This is a genomic window from Variovorax flavidus (genome assembly GCF_030317145.1).
Classification (GTDB): domain Bacteria; phylum Pseudomonadota; class Gammaproteobacteria; order Burkholderiales; family Burkholderiaceae_C; genus Variovorax; species Variovorax flavidus.
Genome location: NZ_JASZYE010000004.1, coordinates 181,625 through 202,103, shown reverse-complemented (window position 1 = coordinate 202,103; position 20,479 = coordinate 181,625). Strand labels below are relative to the sequence as shown.

Sequence of the window (20,479 nt, the reverse complement as noted above, 5' to 3'; positions counted from 1 at the left end):
AATCGCCATGAACCACATCTATCGCATTGTCTGGAACACCGCCTGCCACGCCTGGGTCGCCGTTGCCGAGAACGCACGCGGCCGCGGCAAGAGCAGCAAGTCCGCACGCCCGGCCGTCGTCGCGATCGCGGCCGCACTTGGCGCGGGCCTCGCGACGGCGCAGCTGTTGCCGCCGCCGTCGGTCGTGGTGGCGCCGGGCGGGCAGACCAATGCCTATGTCGCGGGCAATGGCGTGACGGTCGTGAACATCGCCAATCCCAACGCGGCGGGCCTCTCGCACAACCGCTATCAGCAGTTCAACGTCAACGCGGCCGGCCTGATCCTCAACAACACGACGACCCAGCAGATCGCGTACAGCTCGCAGCTGGCTGGCCAGATCATGGCCAACTACAACGTCGCGGCACCGGCGAGCGTGATCCTCAACGAGGTGATCGCCAACAACCGAAGCACGCTGGCCGGCTTTACCGAAGTGCTGGGGCGCAGGGCCGACGTGGTGCTTGCGAACCCCTACGGCATCACCTGCGCCGGCTGCGGCTTCATCAACACCGACCGGGTCACGCTCAGCACCGGCCTGCCCTTCATGCGCGCCGACGGCAGCCTCGGCGGCTTCAACGTGAGCCAGGGCGACATCCTCGTGACCGGCAACGGCCTGAACGCGACGGCGCAGCAGGTGCTGGACCTCGTGACGCGCTCGGTGCGGATCGAAGGGACGATCAACGCGCAGGACCTCTCCATCACCACCGGCACCAACGCGTGGGACTACGGCACGCGCGCCGTCACGGGCAGCGTGGGCGCGACCGGTACGGCGCCGACCTATTCCATCGACAGTTCCGCGCTCGGCGGCATGTACGCCAACCGCATCAGGCTCACGGCGACGGAAGCCGGCGTGGGCGTGCGCATGCTCGGCGATGCGGCGGCGAGCGCCGAAGACTTCACTCTCTCGGCAGCGGGCCGGGTGGAACTGAACAACAAGATCTCGGCGCAGCGCGACGTGCTGGTTGCCAGCACCAGCAACGACGTCGCCGCCGTCGCGCTCACCGGCGCCACGCTGAACGCCGCGCGCGACACCCGCCTCGTCGCGAGCCAGGGCGGGCTCGACGTCAAGGCCAGCACCCTGATCGCAGGTGCCGATCTGCAGGCCAGCGCCACGCGCTCGGACGCCGGCGAAGGCTCGCACCTGCAAGCCGGCGGCGCACTGGACATCGTCGCCACCGCTGGCGACCTGAGCCTGGGCACGGCGGCGCTGCGCGCCGGCGGCAACCTGCATCTGGGCAGCACGGGACAGGTCTCGATCGTCGGCGGCGACGGCCAGGGCGTGCAGAGCACCAGTGGCCGGATCGACATCGACGCGCAGACGGGCCTGACCAACGCAGGCGTCGTGAGCGCAGACCAGGGCAATGTGACGCTGCGCGCCGGATCGCGGATTGCCAACAGCGGCACGATCAACGCGGGCCAGAACCTCGACATCGGCGACGCGACCGGCGGCTCGAGCCAGTCGCTCGACAACACCGGCAACCTGCTGGCCGCGCAGGCGATGACGACGCGCGCCAGCACGGTCGGCAACAGCGGGTGGATGCAAGCCGGCAGCGCCAACACCATCGACGCCGCGAGCCTGGACAACAGCGGCAAGATCATCGCCGTCACCGGCAGCGCCACCCTGCGCGTGGACGGCACGCTCGGCAACAGCGGCAGCGTGCGCGCCGCGCAGGACATCGTCGTCACCAGCCGCGGCGGCAGCGCCGTGCAACAGTTGACCAACAGCGGCGACATGCTTGCTGCGCGCACGGTGAATCTGCAGGCCGCCTCGCTCGACAACAGCGCAACCGGCTGGATCCAGGCAGCGACCGGAAGCACCATCGGCGCCGACACGCTCGACAACGCGGGCACCTGGTTGCTCTCGCAACAAGCCGGCAGCACCGACCGTGTGGACGTGAGCGGCAGCCTGACCAACACAGGCACCATCCAGTCGGCCGGCGACGCGACACTGACTGCTGCCACGCTGGACAACCGCCGCGTGCTGGCGGCCGCAGGCAAGCTCTCGGCCCAGGCGAGCGGCGCGCTGACCAACGCGGCCGGCGCAGTGCTGCAGGCCGGGCAATCCCTGGCGCTCTCCAGCGGCAGTACGCTGGCGAACGGCGCCGGGGCCACGCTCAGCGGCGCGGACGTGAAGCTGAACGCCGCGCAGGGCCTCGTCAACGCGGGCTACGTCACGGCATCCTCCGGCGACACGGTCGTGCGCGCGAACGGCACCATCGACAACAGCGGGAAGATCCATGCCACCGGCACGCTGGACCTCGCCGATGCGAACGGAAGTGCCAGCGAGACGCTGGACAACAGCGGCCAGTTGATCGCGGACGGCACGCTCGCACTCAAGGCCGCCGACGTGCAAAACCAGGCAGGCGCCTGGATTCAGGCGGCCGATGCCAGCACCGTCGATGCCTCGAGCCTGAACAACCAGGGCACGTGGTTACTCTCCACGAAGAGCGGCGGCGCGGTGAGCCAGGTGCGCGTGGCAGGCACGTTGACCAACGGCGGAGCCATGCAGGCGCAGCAGGACGCGACCCTTGTCGCGAACCGCATCGACAACCAGGCCGCAGCCACCCTCCGCGCCGGCGGCAACCTGGGCATGACCGTGGCCAGCGGCCTCACCAACGCCGGCGCCGTGCAGGCCGGCGGCACGCTCGGCATCGCAACGGCGTCCTCCGGCCTGACCAACCAGGCGGGCGGCAAGCTGTTGGGCGACCGCCTGGACATCCACGCGGCCAGCATCGACAACGCAGGCATCGTGCAGGGCGGCAGCGCCGCCGACAGCCAGGTGACGGCGGACGGCACCCTCACCAACCAGGGCACCGGCGTGGTGACGATGGGCGCGGCAGCCGGCGCGGCGCCGGCAGGTTCCGGCACGGTGTCGGCGACCACGATCGCGAACGCCGGCGCGCTGCAATCGCAGGGTGGCCTCGTCGTCAACCTGGGCGCCGGCGGCCTGAGCGGCACCGGCGACATCCTCGCTGCAGGCGACCTGGGCATCGCGGCGCAAGCCGGCGCCAGCTACACCGCCACGATCGGCGGCACGCTGCAAAGCGGCGGCGAATTGAGCGTCAAGGGCGCCGGCTCGACCCTCGCACTTGCACAGGGCCGCAGCGCCAGCGGCAGGACGGTGGACATCGACGTCGGCACGATCGACCTCCAGAAGAACGCCCTGCTGGCCTCCGACAGCGACATGACGCTGCACGCCGCCACCTTGAAGCTCGCGGGCGACGCCACCGGCACCGCGCGCGTGCTGGCCGCCAAGGTCGGCGGCACGGCCACGGTGAACGTCGACAACGCGCTCACCAACAACGGCCTGCTTTTCTCGGGCGGCGACCTGAACCTCACTGCACCGCAGATCACCAACAGCACCACCGGCGGCATCGCGGCGCTGGGCACGCTGACGGCAACGGCGTCCAACGGCGATTTCACCAACGCGGGTGCACTCTACGGCCGCACCGCCCTCGTCGCGAACGCGCAGCAGGGCACGCTGACGAACGCGGGCACGCGCACCGCGTACGTCGGCTCGATCGACTCCGACGGCGCCATCACGCTCAATGCCAGGACGCTCCTCAACCAGAGTGCCGTCAACGCGGGGACGAACCTGACGATCAACGCCACCGACATCCAGAACGTGGTGTACGGCGGCGACGACCGGACCTGGGTGACCGGCGCACGCAGCACCACCGAGGACAGCTACCAGAAGTGGGACGGCCACAACGGCTACCGCGAACGCTGGAACTACACCGACAGCTGGCAGGTGTACCAGCAGTACGCGAGCGGCGTGGCGCCGGGCGTGAAGCCCCTGCTCTCCGCTGGCGGCACGCTGAACGCGAACTTCTCGCACGCGTTCGACAACATCGGCGGCGTGGTCTCGGGCTTCAACGTCAACCTCCTCGGCACCGCCAGCGGCGCCAGCTTCCGTAACGACGACCTCGCGCTCAACCGGCAGTACTACCAGAGCCAGTACTTCCACTACATCCACTGGCAGGCGCTCGTGGGTGCATCCGATACCTACAACGACTCCGGCTGGTACCAGGGCCACTGCTCCAACGGCGATGACTGCTATACCGGCAACGACACCGTCCTCTCCAAGGCCACCGCCATTGCGCAGGGTTCGTCGCAAACCGGCGCGGATGTCATCTCGTCGGTCGGGGCCGGTGTCTTCGCGCGCACGCTGACGGGCTCCGGCTTCGCGCTCTACAACAATGGCTCGACCGGGGTGACCGCCAACAACAGCACCATCCAGGTCGCACGGGCGGCCGATGCACAGGCGGTCAACGTCAAGAAGACCGCCGGCGGCAGCGCCCCCGATGCGCAGGATCTCGCCGAGACAGCCAGCGGCACGCTGGCGCTGGGCGGCAGCGCCTTCGCGGGCGCCGGCACGGCGACACTGGCGGCGGGCCGAAGCTTCCTGTCCGACAACGCAGCCAACGGCGTGGCCGGGACCTCCTTCGGCGGCATCAACGTCACGCTGCCGACAAACCCGAACGGCTACTTCGTCATCGCCAAGACGCCGGGCGCGCGCTACCTCGTGGAGACGAACCCGCTGTACATGGTGGGGTCGGCGACCATGGGCTCCGACTACCTCTCCAAATTGCTGGGCTACAACCCCGACCAGATCGGCCAGCGCCTGGGCGACGCCAGCTACGAGGCCTACCTCGTCAAGCAGCAGCTGATCGCGCAGACCGGCAACACCCTCCTGGCCAGCTACCAGAATGCAGACAAGCAGATGCAGGGCCTCATGGAAAATGCCGCGCAGGACAGCCAGGCGCTGGGCCTGCAGTACGGCAAGGCGCTCACGCCCGACCAGCAGGCGGCGCTCAAGCACGACATCGTGTGGATGGTGCAAACCGAGATCGGCGGCAAGGTCGTGCTCGCGCCAGTGGTCTACCTGGCGCAGAGCACCCGAAACACCGTCGCGACCGGCGCGGTGATCTCGGCGCAGGAAGCGAACCTGAACCTCACCTCGCTCACCAACACCGGCGGCACCATCGTCGGCGGCAAGGCGCTCGTGATCGCCTCGACTGGCGACATCACGAATCTGTCGGGCCTGATCAAGGGCGGCGACGTCAGCCTGACATCCACGGAAGGCAGCATCGTCAACAAGACGGCCAGCAGCGGCAGCGGCAACGACCAGTTCTACAACACGGTCGTCGGCAAGACCGCCGGCATCGAATCGACCGGCTCGCTGAAGCTGGATGCTGCGAAGGACATCGCGAACATCGGAGCCACGATGAGCGCCGGCACCGACGCGAGCCTCAAGGCCGGCGGCAACGTCACCTTCGACACGATCGAGAAGAAGACCACCAGCACCACGGTCGGCGAATACAAGGTCGACCACGGCAGCGGTGGCACCACGACCACGACCACCCAGGTGGAACAGCTCAAGTCGGGCCTGACCGTCGGCGGCAACCTCAACGTCGACGCGGGCAAGGACATCACGCTGGCCGGCACCGATGCCAAGGTGGGCGGCAACGCCGACCTGAAGGCTGGCGGCGATCTCAACATCGTCGCACGCGAGAACAGCACGACCACGCACACCGAGAGCAAGGCCAGCGGCGTCGGCATGAACAACTCGCTCTACGGCACGACCAGCACCACCACCGACAGCCTCTCCGTGCGCAACGTCGGCAGCACCCTGCAGGTCGGCGGCGACGCGAGCTTCACGGCCGGCAAGGACATGACCGTGCAAGGCTCGAACCTCGACGTCAAGGGCAAGGGCGAGATCAACGCCACCAACGTCAACGTGCTCGCCGGCCGCAACTACGACGAGACGCACACCACCACCAAGAACACCGGCGTGTTGCAGGTCAGCGCATCGGGCAAGGGCTCAGCGGAATCCGGAGCCTCGGCGCAAGCGTCGTCCGGCCGTGGCGTGGCGTCTGCCTCCGCCGAGGCTTCGGCCAGTGCCGCGGGCACCGGCGCCGCGGGCCTGGCGCTCAGCTCGACCACGACGACGCAGACGGACACCAGCGACCTGAAGCATGTGGGCTCGAACCTGAACTTCGGCGGCGACCTCACGGTCAACGCGGCGAAGGACGTCAACCTGCAGGGCTCGACCATCAACACGGGCGGCACGGCCACCGTCAATGCACAGAACGTGAACCTGCTGGCCGCTGAGGACAAATCGACTTCCAGCACCACCACCACGAAGACTTCGGTCGGCTTGATGGCCAGTTCGGACAACAAGGCGAGCGCCGAGGCTGGCGCCAGTGCGCAGGCTGCCGGTGGCAAGGGTTCGCCGGGCGCGAGCGCCCAGGCGGGCGCGGAGGCCTCGGCGACGTCCGAGAACCATGTCGACCTGGTGCAGCACACCAAGACGACCAAGGACACGCTCGACATCACGCACCAGGGCTCGGCCATCAACGCGGGCGGCCAACTCAATGTGAACGCCACCGGCACCCTGGCGCTCGAAGGCTCGAGCATGAAGTCCGGCGGCGACATGAACCTGAACGCGACGGACATGAGCTTCAAGGCCGTGAACGACGTGCACCAGGTGAGCACCACGAGCGACACGACCACCGCGGGCCTGTACGCAACGGCCAAGGCCGATGTCAAGGGCAGCGCGGGCGCCAATGCAGGCATCGGCGCGCAGGCCAGCGCAAAGGGCGAGGCCTCGGCCTCCATCGAGGTGGGCCTGTATGGATCGAACACCAAGTCCAGCACGCTCGACGGCTCGACCCAGGCGATGACCTCCAGCCTGTCCTCGGGCGGCGACATCAACCGCAAGGCGACGAACAGCATCACCGACCAGGGCACGCGCATCGAAGGCAGCGGCACGCTCAACCAGTCGGCCCAGACCATCACGAGCCTCGCGGCGGCCGACACCACGTACAGCTCGTCGGACAGCACGACGCACACGGCGAAGGTCGGCGCCTATGCCGAGGCATCGGCGAGCGCTTCCGCCACGGCGGCAGCGGGCCCCGGCGCGAGCAAGCCGGTCAAGAAGGAGGTCAGCGCGGGCGCGGGCGTGCGGGCCAGCTACGAGTACGACAACGCCTCCGAGCAGTCGAACACCAGCACCGCGGTGGTCTCGACCATCCGGATGGGCGGCGGCGTGAACAGCAGCTCCAGCGGCAAGACGACGATGGAAGGCACGCAGATCTCGGCAGGCAAGGATGTGTCGCTGAGCGCAAGTTCGCTCGACTACAAGGCGGCGCAGAACACCAGCAGCTCCAGTTCCAGCAACACCAGCGCCGGCGCCTCCGTGGGCGTGGACCTGGTGAACAAGGACGTGAGCGTCGGCGTCAACTACGACGGCAGCAAGAGCGTCAGCCGCTCCAGCACGGCGGTCGTGGGCGGCATCCAGGCCGGCGGCAACGTCACGGTCAAGACCACGGGCGACACGCGCTTCGAAGGCACGAACATCGCGGCCGGCGGCGCAGCGAGCGTGGACGCCGGCGGCAAGGTCGACTTCGCGGCCGCGAAGAACACCGCGTCGTCGAGCAGCCAGGACGTGGGCGTGGAAGTGGGCGTCACGGCAGGCAAGTCGGGCGGCAGCGGCAGCGCCGCGGTCGGCTACGCGGAGTCCAAGAGCAGCCTCAACGAAGACGTGGCCGGCAGCATCCGGAGCGGCAGCGGTCCGCTGTCCATCAAGAGCGGCGGCGACGCGACCTTCACCGGCACGCAGATCTCCAGCAACCAGGGCGACGTGTCGGTGGCCGCTGGCGGTGCGCTGACCATCAACGCGGCGCGCAAGGTCGAGAGCAGCAGTTCGGTCGGCGTCGACGTGTCCGCGTCCGCCTCGGGCGGCAAGAAGGAACACGTGGGCGGCACCCGCGCGGCCGGCGGCAAGAAGACCGGCGGCGAGACCATGGACACGCGCAGCGGAGAGGCGTCGCTCGGCGTGGGCACCTCCAAGTCCAGCAGCGACACCGCCACCGCGGGCGGCATCACCAGCGGGGGCGCCATCAAGCTGTCGTCGGGCGGCAATACCACGCTCGAAGGCACCCAGGTGAAGGCTGCGAACGGCATCGTGGCGGATGTCGGCGGCGCCTTCGTCCAGAAGGAGGCCAAGAGCACGTCCAGCTCCGAGACCGTGGGCTTCTCGGCCTCCGGCTCGGGTTCGAGCATGTCGCCCACCAAGAAGGCCGCGGGCAGCAGCCCTGCGCCTGCGCCGGCTCCTGCTTCGCCGGCGACCAAGGCGCCAGCTGCGGGCAACCCGCCGGCGCCCAGCAAGCCACCGGCCACGCCTCCTCCGCCGACGCCGACCACCAAGTCCGCGAACGGCACGCCGGCCGCCGGCGGCGCCAGCAAGCCGCCGGCGACGCCGCCACCGGCCACGCCCACGACCGCCGCAGCAACCGCCAAGGCGCCGGTCAATCCCAACGCCCAGCAAAAAGGCAGCGGCGTCGCGGACGTGTACGTGGACAACCAGAAGAGCAGCAGCTCGCAGAGCGTCAAGCTCGACGGCGGCTCGGGCGGCATCGTGATCAACCAGGGCGGCCAGGCCAAAGCCACTGCGCCAGCTCCCGCCACTACGGCCGCGCAGAAGAAGGAAGCGGCCGCAAAGGCGGCGGCTGAAGCCAAGGCCAAGTTGCAGGCGAAGGAGGACGCGTCCAGGAAGGCCGACGCGGCCAAGGAGCAAGCTCAGAAAGCCAAGGACAAAGCGGCCGCTGCAACCGGCGCCACGAAGCCCTCGGGCACCTAGCCCGGCTCCATCGACAATGCACACCTGTTGGAAGTAGAGATGCAGAGGCCGCAGTGGAAGAAATTCTGATCGTCGACGATGACCAGGCCGTGCGCCATCGCCTGGAACGCGTGGCCGCCCAGGCCGCACCGCAGGCACGCTGCGCCATGGCCGGAACGCTGGCCGAGGCGCGCGAGCAACTGGCGCGAGGTCATTTCGACCTCGCGCTGCTCGACGTCGGCCTGCCCGACGGCAGCGGGCTGGATCTCCTGCCGTGGATGCAGACCCATGCGCCTGATGTCGATGCCGTGGTGGTCTCCAGCCTGGGCGACGATGCCACGGTGCTGCAGGCCATCCGCGGCGGCGCCGTCGGCTATTTGCTGAAGAACGGCAGCGACATGGAACTCGAACTCTCCCTCGGCAGCATGCAGCGCGGCGGCGCGCCGATCGACCCGGTGATCGCGCGCCGCATCCTCAAGCTCATGGCGGCGCCGCAGCCGGCGGCGGCGCTTGCTACCATCGACGCGGCCCCCGCACCGGCGGCGGCCACCGCCGAACTGAGCGAACGCGAGATGGATGTACTGCGGCTGGTCGCGCAGGGTCACAGCAACCGCGAGATCGCCCGGAGCCTGTCCCTGTCCATCAACACAGTCGAATGCCACGCCAAGAACATCTACCGCAAGCTAGCGGTGCGGTCCCGTGCTGGCGCGGTCTACAGCGCGCGCGCGCACGGCTTGCTGCCCTGATCCGCCGGGCAGGCCTGCTTGTCGCCTGCCTGTTCGTCTTCACCGCCGCCCACGGCGCGCCGACCGATGCGGCGACGCCGCTGTCCCGGAGCTTCGATCAGGTCGAGGCCGTGCGGTCGGACTGGAACGCCACTTCTCCCCCATCCGGCGGCTGGACGACGGTCACCCTGCCGGACAACTGGGCCACGCGCTGGCCCGGCTTCGACGGCGTGGTCTGGTACCGGCTCCGCTGGACCGAGGCGGCAGATGTATCGCAGGTGCAGCCGCTCGGCCTGATGGTCGAGTACGTCAACATGGCCGGCGCCATGTACCTGAACGGCAGCCTGATCGGACGCGATACCCACCTGGCGGAGCCGCTGTCGCGCTCCTGGAACATGCCGCGGCATTGGCTGCTCGACGCGCCGCTCCTGCGGCCCGGCACCAACGAACTGCTCGTGCGCGTGTCGGGCATGTCGGCGTACCAACCCGGACTCGGCGCGGTGTCGCGCGGCGAACCCGCCCTCGTCAAATCGACCTTCCGGCAGATCAACGTGATGCAGCGAACGCTGCAGCTCGTCGGCATCGGCCTGACGCTGGTGATGGGCATCGTCTACGGCATGCTCTGGCTTCTGCGGCGTGCCGAGGTCTCGTACGGCTGGTTCAGCCTGTTCTCGCTGCTGTGGGTGCTGTTCTCGTACAACTTCGTCGCGGTGGAAGCCTGGCCTTTTGCCAGCACCGATGCATTCCAGCGCGCCAACCACGTCACGCTGCTGGCCAGCCTCACCTCCTTCTTCCTCTTCGCGCTGCATTTCTGCGATCTCGCGGGGCGACGCCTGCAGTGGTCGATCCTGGCTGTCGGCGGCGCGTGCATCGCGACACTCATCCTGGCGCCGCAAGCCCTGCAGGAGCCGGTGCGCAGCGCCACGGTGCTCGGCACGCTGGCCATCTACCTCGGCGGCTGCGCGTTGATCGTGCGGCACGCATTCCGTTCGCGGCGCATGGAGGTTGCAGTGCTGGCGCTGTGCCTGATGCTCCCCGTGGTGGCGGCCGCGCACGACACGCTGGTGTTCCTCCAATGGCTGCCCGGCAACCGCTACTACGCGCCGCTGTCGGCCAGTGCGACGCTTCTAGGCATCTCCTTTGCGCTGACCTGGCGCATGGTCAAGGGCCTGCGGCTGGTGGAGAACTTCAATGCCGAGCTGCGGCAGCGCGTCGACGAAGCCACCCGTCGCCTCGCGGACGGCCTGAGCCGCCAGCACGCGGCCGAGCTGGTCCAGACCCGGCTGACCGAACGCCTGAGCCTGGTGCGTGACCTCCACGATGGGCTGGGCATGACCCTGAGCAGCCACATCCACACGCTGGGCAACCGTGAGGGCGAAGTGGATGGCGTGGCGCTGTGGGCGCTCAAGGAAGTCAACGACGACCTGCGCCTCATCATCGAGAGCTCGGCCTTCGACGACACCGACGAACTGGCCGAGCGGCTGGTGCCGGTGCGCCACCGGAGCACCCGCCTGCTGGAAGCGGCGAACATCGAATGCCACTGGAGCCTCGAAGGCCTGGAGACCTGCCAGCTCACCGGCAAGCGCGGCCTCGATTTCCTGCGCGTGTTGCAGGAAGCGCTCGCCAACGTGCTCAAGCACAGCTGCGCTACCCGGGTCGACATCCGCATCGACGCCAGGCAGGGGCAGCTTGCCCTTTCGATCCGGGACAATGGGCAAGGCTTTGCGCCCGATGCCGCGTCTCGCTCATCGGCTGGCATGGGACTGAAGAACATGCACGCCCGCGCCGCGCGCCTGGGCGGAACGCTCGATATCCGCTCCGGCACCTCGGGAACCACAATGGAACTGCGTTGTCCCATCGAGGCCGCGGTTGTTGCCTGAGCCCTCTCTATCGCCCAATTTCCATGCCCGCCAAATCCAAGAATCTCAAGAGCCTTGCCGACCTGAAGCAGGTGCAACGCTCGCTCGCCGAACAGCGCGAGCGCGACGCGGCTGAAGCCGCGGCGCAAGCGGCGGAGCAGAAGAAGCGCCTGGCCGACCAGGACCTCTTCTCCCGCGCGATCGGCGCCACGCAGCCCCTGCGGCAAAAGGCGGCAGTGCCGCTGGCGCCCGAGCCTCCGGCGCCCATCCCGGTGCAGCAGCAGTTGGACGAGCAGCGCGTGATGCGCGAATCGTTGTCCGACGAATTCGACGTGAGCACCCTGCTCGACACCGACGATGCGATGAGCTTCCGCCGCCCGGGCATCAACACCGATGTGACGCGCAAGCTGCGTGCGGGCGAGTGGTCGATCCAGCGCGAAATCGACCTGCACGGCATGCGCAGCGACGAAGCACGCGACGCGCTCGGCGCCTTCATCCGCGAGGCCTACAAGCAGGGTCTGCGCTGCGTGCGCGTGGTGCACGGCAAGGGCCTGGGCTCGCCGGGCAAGCAGCCGGTGCTCAAGGCGAAGGTGCAGCGCTGGTTGATCCAGAAGAACGAAACGCTGGCCTTCGTGCAGGCCAAGCCGGCTGAAGGCGGTGCGGGGGCGCTGGTGGTGCTGCTGGCACCGTCGCGGCGCTGACCGGCGCCCAGCGGTCTACTCGCCGCGGTTGCGCATCCAGTCGGCGGTCTGGAAGAAGGACCCGCGCAGGCGCTCACGCAAGTCTTCCGGCACGCCGGTTTCACCCATCGCCTGGTCCATGCACGCGAGCCATTGATCGCGCTCCTTGATGCCGATGCTGTGGCCGCCGATGCTTTGGGGCAGATGGCGGGCGCGCAGCATCGGATGGCCGAAGCGGTCGGTGTAGTGCTGCGGGCCGCCGAGCCAGCCGCAGAGGAACCAGAAAAGGCGTTGCCGCGCGTTGTCCAGCGTCGTGCCATGCACGGCGCGCAATTGCGCGTAGGCCGGCTCGAGGTCCATGAGATCGTAGAAGCGTTCGACCAGGGCGTGGACCTTGTCTTCGCCGCCGATCCATTCGAAGGGCGTGTCGAACGGCGGTTTATCCTGAATTTGCATGGGTGACATTGTCTCCAAGACTTGCGGCACCATCGGGGCATGCGTGATTTGACCCCACCCTCCTCCGGCAGCGATGCCCTGCCCGTCATCGACGTTTCGGCGCTGGTGGCCGATTCCCCCGGTCGCGACGAGGTGGCCGCACGGATCGGCGCCGCATGCCGTGCGCACGGCTTTTTCTATGTCACGGGCCATGGCGTCGACGAGGGCCTCGTGGAGCGGCTCGAAGACCTGAGCCGCCGTTTCTTCGCACTCGACGAGGCCGCCAAGATGCAGTGGCGGATGGCGCTGGGCGGACGCGCGTGGCGCGGCTATTTCCCGCTCGCAGGCGAATTGACCTCGGGCCGGCCTGACTGGAAGGAAGGCCTCTATCTCGGGACCGAACTGCCTGAAGACCATCCGCTGGTGCGGGCTCGCACGCCGGTGCACGGGCCAAATCTCTTTCCGGACATCGAAGGATTCCGCGACACCGTGCTCGCCTACATCGACGCGGTCACGCGGCTGGGCCATCGTTTGATAGAAGGCATCGCGCTGAGCCTTGGCTTGCAGGCGACGTACTTCGCCGAGCGCTATACGGCCGATCCGCTGATCCTGTTTCGCATCTTCAACTACCCGACCCAGCCGGTGCCCGATGGCATGGACGTGCATTGGGGCGTCGGCGAGCACACGGACTATGGCCTGCTCACGATCCTTCGCCAGGACGATGTGGGCGGTCTGCAGGTGCGCACGCCGGAAGGGTGGATCGAAGCACCGCCGGTGCCGCATTCCTTCGTCTGCAATATCGGCGACATGCTCGACCGCATGACCGGCGGGCTCTACAAATCGACGCCGCACCGCGTGACGCGCAACACCTCGGGTCGCGATCGGCTGTCCTTTCCGCTCTTCTTCGACCCCAACTTCGAGGCGCGTGTGCAACGCATCGAAGGACTTGTCGGTGCCAATGCACAGGATGACAGTGCTGCACGCTGGGATCGCGCGAATGTGCATGCCTTCAGCGGCAAGTACGGTGACTACTTGCTTGCCAAAGTGTCCAAGGTGTTTCCTCAGCTTCGGGATGAAGTTCTTTAGGTTGTGGCCTTGTTTTGGGGCTGTTTTCCTTTTCCTTGGAGGGGCGCCCGGTAGGCGGTGCGGGCCGGTCGACCCCGCTACACCGGCCCTTCGGGCTGCCCTGCAGTGCTCGCTTCAGGCGGGGTCCGCGCAAACTCGCTGCGCTCAAACACGCGCGGCCCTGATCCGCCTGAAGCTGCGCGCTTCGGCGGCGTAGAGGGGTCGCCCAACCCGCACCGCCTACCGAGCTTTGGGGTGTGCAACGGTTCTGCGCGCCTCCAACGTCCCAGCCTGCGCGCATTCACAACCATTGAAGCGGACAGTTCGACCGCAGCGTCCCGCGTCGTCGGGCGGTGTGCCCTGGGCCGGCCGTTGAGGCACCGCCGAGCAGCGCAGCGGTACGCGGAAAAAGGGCCGCGCGTGTTTGAGCGAAGCGAGTTTGCGCGGACCCCGCGTACCGCGAGCAGCGCAGGGAAGCCGCGAAGCGGCCGGTGACGTCGGCCGGCACAGGGCACACCGCCCGACGACGCCCCCCAACGCCTTCAAAACCCTGGACCTACAAGCCCCGAGCAAGCCAGGCGTCACGCGCAAGCCGGTAGAGCTTATGCAAGCGAAGCGGATGCCCCCCAGGAATCGCCGGATGCTCAAAGGTCCCATCAGCCACCATCCCCAGCCGTTTCATCACCGCTTCCGAGGGCAAATTGGGCACCGCAGTGAAAGCAACAATCTCCGGCAAGGCAAGCCGCCCGAACCCCACTCTCAAGGCGCCCCGTGCAGCCTCTGTCGCATAGCCCTTGCCCCAATACTCACGCGCCAGCCGCCAGCCGATCTCGACGCACGGAGAGCACGGCAGATCGGCCCTTGGCACATTCAGTCCGGTGAAGCCGATGGGATTCCCGCTCGCGCGTTCTTCGACCACCCAGAACCCCCAGCCTCTTTCCACGATGCCCTGCGCGCAACGGTCTGCCACCGCATCGCTCTCGGCGCGCGAGAGCGGCGCGGGGAAGAACTCCATCACGCGCGGATCGGCGTTCAGCTGCGCGAAGGGTTCCCGATCGGTGGCCCGCCATTGCCGCAGATGCAGGCGTTCGGTGTCGAACTCGATGCACTCAGCCATCCGCCAGCGCACCTATTCCGCGGCCTGCCGCAGCGTCGCCACCACGGGTCGACGAAGCACCTCGCGCAGCCCCCACCAGCCGGCTGCGAGCGCCAGGACAGCACCTGCCAGCGCACCTGCAACGGGAACCAGCGGTGACGCGGTCCACGTGAAGTCGAACACGAAGCGTGCGAGCGCCCAGCCGATGACCGAGGCCACGATGCTCGCCAGGAAGCCCGCCAGCAGGCCGACGCCCACCAGCTCGGCGCGTTGCACTTGCCGCAGCAGGCTCGCCCGCGCACCCACCGCACGCATCACCGCGAACTCGCGGGCGCGCTCCTCGCGCGTGGCAGTGACGGCCGCGAACAGCACCACCAGCCCCGCCGCCAGCGTGAAGCCGAACAGGAACTCCACCGCGCGGATCACCTGGTCGAGCACGCGCTGCACCTGCCCGATCGTTGCGCTCATGTCGACGTTGGTCACGTTCGGATAGGTGCGCACCAACGCGTTGTCGAAGCCCTTCACGTCGGGCGCGCGGAACGCACCCATGTACGTGACCGGCACGTCGGCCAGCGAGGCCACCGTGTACATCACAAAGAAGTTCGCATGCATCGATCCCCAGTCGACCTTGCGCAATGACGTGATGCGCGCGTCGTTCTGCATGCCGCCGATGTCGAAGCGCAGCGTGTCGCCGAGCTTCAGGCCCAGCGTCTGGGCGAGACCCTCCTCGACGCTCACCTCGCCCGCCGCGCCCGGCTTCCACGTGCCGGCAGTGACGATGTTGTGCGCCGGTGCGTCGACGCTGTTGCTCAGGTTGAACTCGCGATCGACCAGCCGCTTCGCGCGATCGTCCAGGTAGTCGTCGGGCGACACCGGCTTGTCGTTGACGGCCACCAGGCGGCCGCGAATCATCGGATACCAGTCGAACTTTCGCACGCCGTTGTCGCGCAGCGTCTTCTGGAACACGTCGCTCTGGTCCGGCATCACGTTGATGACGAAGCGGTTCGGTGCATCCGGCGGCGTGGCCTTGCGCCAGCTCGACACGAGGTCCGTGCGCAACAGCACCAGCAGGATCAACGCGAGCAAGCCCACAGCCAGTGCGCTGACCTGCACCACCGCATACGCGGGCCGCGCGGAAATCTGGCGCGTGGCGAGCACCAGCCAGCGCGGCGCCGTGGTCTCGTTGACGCTGCGGCGCAGAAGGATCACCGCGATCCAGCTCAGCAACGCGAACACGGCCACGGCTGCCGCAAAGCCGCCGACGGCGATGAGCCCCAGCTTCAGGTCGCTGCTGGCGGCCACGAGCAGCGCGGCAAAACCTGCGACGCCCAGCCCGAGCACGGCGATCGATGCGGGCTTCAGGTTGCCCACGTCGCGCCGGATCACGCGCAGCGGCGGCACGCGCGCGAGTTGCAGCACCGGCGGCAGGCCAAAGGCGAACAGCAACGTGAGCCCCACGCCGAAGCCGAAGATGACCGGCCAGAGCGTCGGTGCGGGCAGCGCGCTTTGCACCAGCCCCGCGAGCAGCACCACGAACGCGTAGTGCACACCAAACCCGATGGCCACGCCCAGCGCGCTGGCGATCACGCCGATCACCGCGAACTCGAAGGCATAGGCGCCGGCGATGGTGCGCTGGCTCTGGCCGAGCACACGCAGCATGGCGCAATCATCGAGGTGGCTGGCCGCGAAGCCGCGCGCGGCCAGAGCGACAGCCACAGCCGAGAGCAACGCTGCAAGCAATGCGACGAGATTGAGGAATTTCTCCGCGCGGTCCAGCGTCTGGCGCATCTCGGGGCGGCCGCTCTCGAAGGAATCGAGACGCGCGCCGCGCACCTCACCCTTCTTGATCGTCGCCTCGGCCCAGTCGCTGAAGCGCTTCACCGCGGCCGCTTCGCCGGCCACCGCAAAGCGATAGCTCACGCGGCTCGCCGGCTGCACGAGGCCCGTGCGCGGCACGTCGGCCTGATTGAGCATGACGCGCGGCGCGAAGCTCATGAAGCCGGCGCCTCGATCGGGTTCGAGCGTGATCACGCGCGCGATGCGCAGGCCGGCATCGCCGAGCAACAGCGTGTCGCCCACCTTGAGCGAGAGCGAATCGAGCAGCGAGGCATCGACCCAGGCCTCGCCGGGCGCTGGCACGTCGCGCGTGATCTGGCCCGGAGCCGCCGGATCGGTACTCACCTGCAGATTGCCTCGCAGCGGGTAGCCTGCCGTGACGGCCTTGAGGGCAACCAGCTTGCTGGCGCCGCCCTGCGCTTCGTCGGCTCGTGCCATGGTCGGGAACCCGTAGGTGCTCGCACCCTCCAGGCCCAGGGATCGCGCGCGTTCAATGAATACGGGCGGCGTCGGGTTGTCGGTTGCGAGCACTGCATCCCCGCCCAGCAACTGGCGCGCGTCGCGTTGCAAGCCGCCCTTGAGCCGGTCGGCAAAGAAGCCGACGGCCGTGAGCGCAGCCACCGCCAGCAACACGGCAACGATCAGGAGACGAAGCTCGCCCGCGCGAAGATCGCGCCAGAGCGTGCGCCAGCCAAGGCGGAGGAATGCGTTCATGGGGCACGACGATAGCCGAGCGGCCAGCGCCCGCCAAACCGAAGGTCTTAGGCGGTAGCCGCCCGCCGCGCGCCGGCCAGTTCCGGCTGAAGCACGAGCCGATCCACACCGGCATAGCAGACGAAGCGCCGGTTGGTCGCGCGCCCGATTGCGCAAAGGCCCACGCGCGTCGCGACCTCGTGGCCCATCTGCGTCATGCCGCTGCGCGACACCACGATGGCCACGCCCATCTGCGCCGACTTGATGACCATCTCGCTGGTCAGGCGGCCGGTGGTGTAGAACACGCGCCCGCCGGCCAGCTGGCTCGGCGGCTGCATGGCGATCCAGCCGGCGATGGTGTCGATGGCGTTGTGGCGGCCCACGTCCTCGATGAAGCACTGCATCTGCACCTCGATGCCATCGTCGCGGAGTGTGAAGAGCGCACAGCCGTGTACCGACCCGGCCGACTTGTAGGTGCTCTCCTGGAGGCGGATCGCGTTCACGAGCGAATAAAGCTGCGCCTGCGTCATGCGCGTGCCGGGCAACTGGAGCCGGTCGATGCCGGCCATCAGTTCGCCGAACACGCTGCCCTGACCGCAACCGGTGGTGACCACCTTCTTCGCGGTGCGCTCTTCGATGCGGTCGATGCCGGTGTGCGTCTTGACGGCCGCTGCGCCGACTTCCCAGTCGACGGTGATGGAATCGACGTCCGCTGCCGATTCGATGAGGCGCTGGTTCAGCAGGTAGCCGAGCACCAGCAGTTCGGGCTGCGCGCCCAGCGTCATCAGCGTGACGAGTTCGCGGCGGTCGACGTAGACCGTCAGGTCGCGTTCGGCAGGGATGGAGACGAGGCCCCGTTCCCCAAGCTCATCGACGATCTCGACCTCACGCGTGAGCGGGGCCTGGGCCTGCGTCAGGCGTGGCAGCCTCACTTCTTGGGCGCGGGATTCGTCTCGGCCGAAGTCTGGTTGGAACTCGGCGGCGAAGCGGCGGTCGTCGCGGGTGAATGGGCGCCCGAGGCTTCGATCGGCTTCACTTCGGCGGGCGGCGCGAAGGCGAAGGGACCCGGATCGGCGCAAGGCGGCGTCGGCGTGGGGGTCGGCACGGGCTTTCCGGCGGCGACCAGGCCTTCACGCACATGGTTCGCGACACGGGTCTGCGCCTGGCAGAGTTGGTAGGCGTCGACCTTCCCACTCCAGGCCGTCTTCGCGGCGGTCTCGGCCGCCTTGAGCTTGGCTTCGGGGGTGCCAGCCGGTGCGGGCAGCTTGGCGACGGCGCTGGATGCGACGGCCAAGCCGAGCAGGACGCCGCAGAGGTTCAGGGTTTTCTTCATGAGGGATTTCCTTCGACCCGGACGCCCTGCACGGGCGCATGTTCGCGCGCCTGGCCGCTGCGCTGCGCCGGAATCTTGCCGGCTGCGACGTCGTCGTACCAGAGCGGATGATGCTCCTTGGCCCAGGTCTCGTCGACATAGCCTTCGCGCATCGCCTTGTAGGCGCCCTTCATACCGAGCGTGCCGATGTAGATGTGGCCCAGGATCAGGGCCATCATGCACAGCGTGGCGACGGCGTGGATCATGTGTGCGATCTGCATCTGGCCGCGCGTGTAGACGAAGCCCGGCAGCAGCTTGTCGAGGAAGAGCCCCGAGCCGATCACGAGGCTGCCGAGGAACAGCACGCCACCCCAGAACACCAGCTTCTCGCCCGCATTGAAGCGATGCGACGGCGGTTCCGAGCCGCCACCGAACAGACCGCCGCCATGCCTGAGCCAGATCAGGTCATCCTTGCTGGGCCAGTTGCTGCGGATGAAGGTGAAGATCATGAAGATCGTGGTGACGACGAACAGCGGGCCGACGAAGTTGTGCACGGTCTTCAGCACATAGGCCAGGTACCCGAACAACGCACCGCCGAGTACCGGCAGCAGGAAGAATTTTCCGAACGCCATCACGATGCCGGAGATCGCCAGCACGACGAAGGCCGTCGCGTTCGACCAGTGCGTCGCCCGCTCGAAGGGCGTGAAGCGTTCGATCTTGCGGCCGGTTTCCTGGCCGTGCAGGCCGATCGTGCCACGCGTGAAATAGAAGATTGCCAGGGCGAGCAAGGTCACGAAGAGCAGTGCGGCACCGTAGGGAATGATCCAGTTGTTCCGCACCTGACGCCATGCCTCGCCGGCGTTCGTGTAGTGCGAGCCCGGATACTGGACGAAGCGCTGGATCAGATTGCCGGCCTCGGGGGCCTCGCTGACTGGCAGGCTGCTGAAGCCCGTGACGCCGCCGCTCACCTGGCGCCACATCGGCGCGTTGTTGCCCGGCTGCACCCGCTGGCGCTCGCCATTGGTCTGGTTGAGGAAGTTCGGGTCGGCGCTGGCTTCCGGCCTGACGTCGAAGATGTTCTGGCTGCGGATGCCACCAGCCGCCTGCGCGGGTGCGGGTGCAGCGGGTGCAGCGGCTGCCGGCGCGGTGGGTGCGGCGGACGGGTCCGGCGTCTGTGCATTGGCGATGCCACAGCCCAGTACCGCGACCATCGCCAGGGCGTTAAGCACTTGTCTCATTCAACCTCCGGGTCAGTTGATCCGGTTGTATTCGTTCTGGTTCTGGGCGCGCACCTTGAGGTGCTGCTCCCAGGACGCCCTGTCACCTGGCTGCCAGCCGCTGGCGGTGAAAGCCGTTCCGGTGTTGGGCTGCGTGCCCGTACCGGTCCACGGCGCGGCGTCCAGCCGGACGCCGTGCGCATTCGTCTGCGGCTTCTCGCCGCAGGCACCCAGGAGTACCGCCGCCGCAATCAGCGCCGCCGTTGCGAACGCGCGCTTCACTTCGACACTCCGTTGGTCGGCGTACCGGCCGTCTGCGAGCCGTAGGCGGTGCCCCAGCCCCAGACTTCGGCGCCCTTGCCGCGATGGACCACGCGCGTGCGGAAGATGTCGGCGACGACGTCGCCATCGCCCGCGAGCAGCGCCTTGGTCGAGCACATCTCGGCGCAGGCCGGCAGCTTGCCTTCAGCCAGTCGATTACGGCCGTACTTTTCGAACTCGGCCTGCGAGCCGTTTTCTTCCGGACCGCCGGCGCAGAAGGTGCACTTGTCCATCTTGCCGCGCGCACCGAAGGTGCCTTGCGACGGGAACTGGGGCGCCCCGAACGGGCAGGCATAGGAGCAATAGCCGCAGCCGATGCACACGTCCTTGTCGTGCAGCACCACGCCTTCTTCAGTGCGATAGAAGCACTGGACCGGACACACCGCCATGCAGGGCGCGTCGGAGCAATGCATGCAGGCCACGGAGATGGAGCGCTCGCCCGGCACCCCGTCGTTGAGCGTGACCACGCGGCGGCGGTTCACGCCCCAGGGCACCTCGTTCTCGTTCTTGCAGGCCGTGACGCAGCCGTTGCATTCGATGCAGCGCTCGGAATCGCAGACGAATTTCATTCTTGCCATGGG

Annotated in this window: 13 protein-coding genes; 5 read left to right on the top strand and 8 right to left on the bottom strand. The window is 68.1% G+C overall.

Annotated elements, in window-relative coordinates; genetic code table 11:
• Positions 1 to 7 precede the first annotated feature (7 nt).
• From QTH90_RS20825 to QTH90_RS20810, 4 genes are read left to right on the top strand one after another with little or no spacing between them, the layout of a single operon-like run.
• The gene (locus QTH90_RS20825; RefSeq protein ID WP_286666474.1) at positions 8 to 8,680 is read left to right on the top strand and encodes a hemagglutinin repeat-containing protein; all 8,673 of its coding nucleotides are present in this window, start codon (positions 8 to 10) and stop codon (positions 8,678 to 8,680) included.
• Positions 8,681 to 8,733: 53 nt separating this feature from the next.
• Entirely contained in the window at positions 8,734 to 9,405 is a 672-nt protein-coding gene (locus QTH90_RS20820) for a response regulator transcription factor (protein ID WP_286666473.1), read from the top strand.
• Positions 9,315 to 11,264, top strand: coding sequence for a sensor histidine kinase (locus QTH90_RS20815; protein WP_286666472.1), 1,950 nt, complete (start codon positions 9,315 to 9,317; stop codon positions 11,262 to 11,264). Before QTH90_RS20820 ends, QTH90_RS20815 begins: the two co-directional genes overlap by 91 nt.
• A gap of 23 nt (positions 11,265 to 11,287) precedes the next feature.
• Positions 11,288 to 11,944, top strand: a complete 657-nt coding sequence (locus tag QTH90_RS20810) for a Smr/MutS family protein (protein WP_286666471.1) — start codon at positions 11,288 to 11,290, stop codon at positions 11,942 to 11,944.
• 15 nt (positions 11,945 to 11,959) lie between these two features.
• Here QTH90_RS20810 and QTH90_RS20805 read toward each other — a convergent pair whose 3' ends face one another.
• Complete coding sequence (locus tag QTH90_RS20805; RefSeq protein WP_028249144.1) at positions 11,960 to 12,379, bottom strand: group II truncated hemoglobin; 420 nt, start codon at positions 12,377 to 12,379, stop codon at positions 11,960 to 11,962.
• Between the two features lie 39 nt (positions 12,380 to 12,418).
• Here QTH90_RS20805 and QTH90_RS20800 point away from each other — a divergent pair, with 39 nt between their 5' ends.
• On the top strand, positions 12,419 to 13,444 hold the full coding sequence (locus QTH90_RS20800) for an isopenicillin N synthase family dioxygenase (RefSeq protein ID WP_286666470.1): 1,026 nt from the start codon (positions 12,419 to 12,421) through the stop codon (positions 13,442 to 13,444).
• Between the two features lie 535 nt (positions 13,445 to 13,979).
• Here the strand turns inward: QTH90_RS20800 and QTH90_RS20795 are convergent.
• Genes QTH90_RS20795 through fdh3B form a run of 7 tightly spaced genes read right to left on the bottom strand, consistent with a single transcriptional unit; the run spans position 13,980 to position 20,476 of the window.
• Positions 13,980 to 14,540, bottom strand: coding sequence for a GNAT family N-acetyltransferase (locus QTH90_RS20795; RefSeq protein WP_286666469.1), 561 nt, complete (start codon positions 14,538 to 14,540; stop codon positions 13,980 to 13,982).
• A 12-nt stretch (positions 14,541 to 14,552) separates the two neighbouring features.
• Complete coding sequence (locus QTH90_RS20790; RefSeq protein ID WP_286666468.1) at positions 14,553 to 17,069, bottom strand: ABC transporter permease; 2,517 nt, start codon at positions 17,067 to 17,069, stop codon at positions 14,553 to 14,555.
• A 47-nt stretch (positions 17,070 to 17,116) separates the two neighbouring features.
• Entirely contained in the window at positions 17,117 to 17,980 is an 864-nt protein-coding gene (locus tag QTH90_RS20785) for a formate dehydrogenase accessory sulfurtransferase FdhD (protein WP_286666467.1), read from the bottom strand.
• Positions 17,977 to 18,381: a hypothetical protein gene (locus QTH90_RS20780; RefSeq protein ID WP_286666465.1), complete on the bottom strand. Its 405-nt coding sequence runs from the start codon at positions 18,379 to 18,381 to the stop codon at positions 17,977 to 17,979. The genes QTH90_RS20785 and QTH90_RS20780 overlap by 4 nt, the downstream gene beginning before the upstream one ends.
• Positions 18,378 to 19,598: a formate dehydrogenase subunit gamma gene (locus QTH90_RS20775; protein ID WP_286666464.1), complete on the bottom strand. Its 1,221-nt coding sequence runs from the start codon at positions 19,596 to 19,598 to the stop codon at positions 18,378 to 18,380. The genes QTH90_RS20780 and QTH90_RS20775 overlap by 4 nt, the downstream gene beginning before the upstream one ends.
• Positions 19,599 to 19,610: 12 nt before the next feature.
• Positions 19,611 to 19,859, bottom strand: a complete 249-nt coding sequence (locus tag QTH90_RS20770) for a hypothetical protein (protein WP_286666463.1) — start codon at positions 19,857 to 19,859, stop codon at positions 19,611 to 19,613.
• The gene (gene fdh3B / locus QTH90_RS20765; RefSeq protein WP_286666462.1) at positions 19,856 to 20,476 is read right to left on the bottom strand and encodes a formate dehydrogenase FDH3 subunit beta; all 621 of its coding nucleotides are present in this window, start codon (positions 20,474 to 20,476) and stop codon (positions 19,856 to 19,858) included. Before fdh3B ends, QTH90_RS20770 begins: the two co-directional genes overlap by 4 nt.
• Positions 20,477 to 20,479 lie beyond the last annotated feature (3 nt).

Bases quoted from the DNA above. Each gene is read 5' to 3' on its own strand.
- QTH90_RS20795 (WP_286666469.1), bottom strand. From the start codon at position 14,540: ATGGCTGAGTGCATCGAGTTCGACACCGAACGCCTGCATCTGCGGCAA.
- fdh3B (WP_286666462.1), bottom strand. From the start codon at position 20,476: ATGGCAAGAATGAAATTCGTCTGCGATTCCGAGCGCTGCATCGAATGC.
- QTH90_RS20815 (WP_286666472.1), top strand. From the start codon at position 9,315: ATGCCACGCCAAGAACATCTACCGCAAGCTAGCGGTGCGGTCCCGTGC.
- QTH90_RS20805 (WP_028249144.1), bottom strand. From the start codon at position 12,379: ATGCAAATTCAGGATAAACCGCCGTTCGACACGCCCTTCGAATGGATC.
- QTH90_RS20810 (WP_286666471.1), top strand. From the start codon at position 11,288: ATGCCCGCCAAATCCAAGAATCTCAAGAGCCTTGCCGACCTGAAGCAG.
- QTH90_RS20775 (WP_286666464.1), bottom strand. From the start codon at position 19,598: ATGAGACAAGTGCTTAACGCCCTGGCGATGGTCGCGGTACTGGGCTGT.
- QTH90_RS20780 (WP_286666465.1), bottom strand. From the start codon at position 18,381: ATGAAGAAAACCCTGAACCTCTGCGGCGTCCTGCTCGGCTTGGCCGTC.
- QTH90_RS20800 (WP_286666470.1), top strand. From the start codon at position 12,419: ATGCGTGATTTGACCCCACCCTCCTCCGGCAGCGATGCCCTGCCCGTC.
- QTH90_RS20790 (WP_286666468.1), bottom strand. From the start codon at position 17,069: ATGAACGCATTCCTCCGCCTTGGCTGGCGCACGCTCTGGCGCGATCTT.
- QTH90_RS20825 (WP_286666474.1), top strand. From the start codon at position 8: ATGAACCACATCTATCGCATTGTCTGGAACACCGCCTGCCACGCCTGG.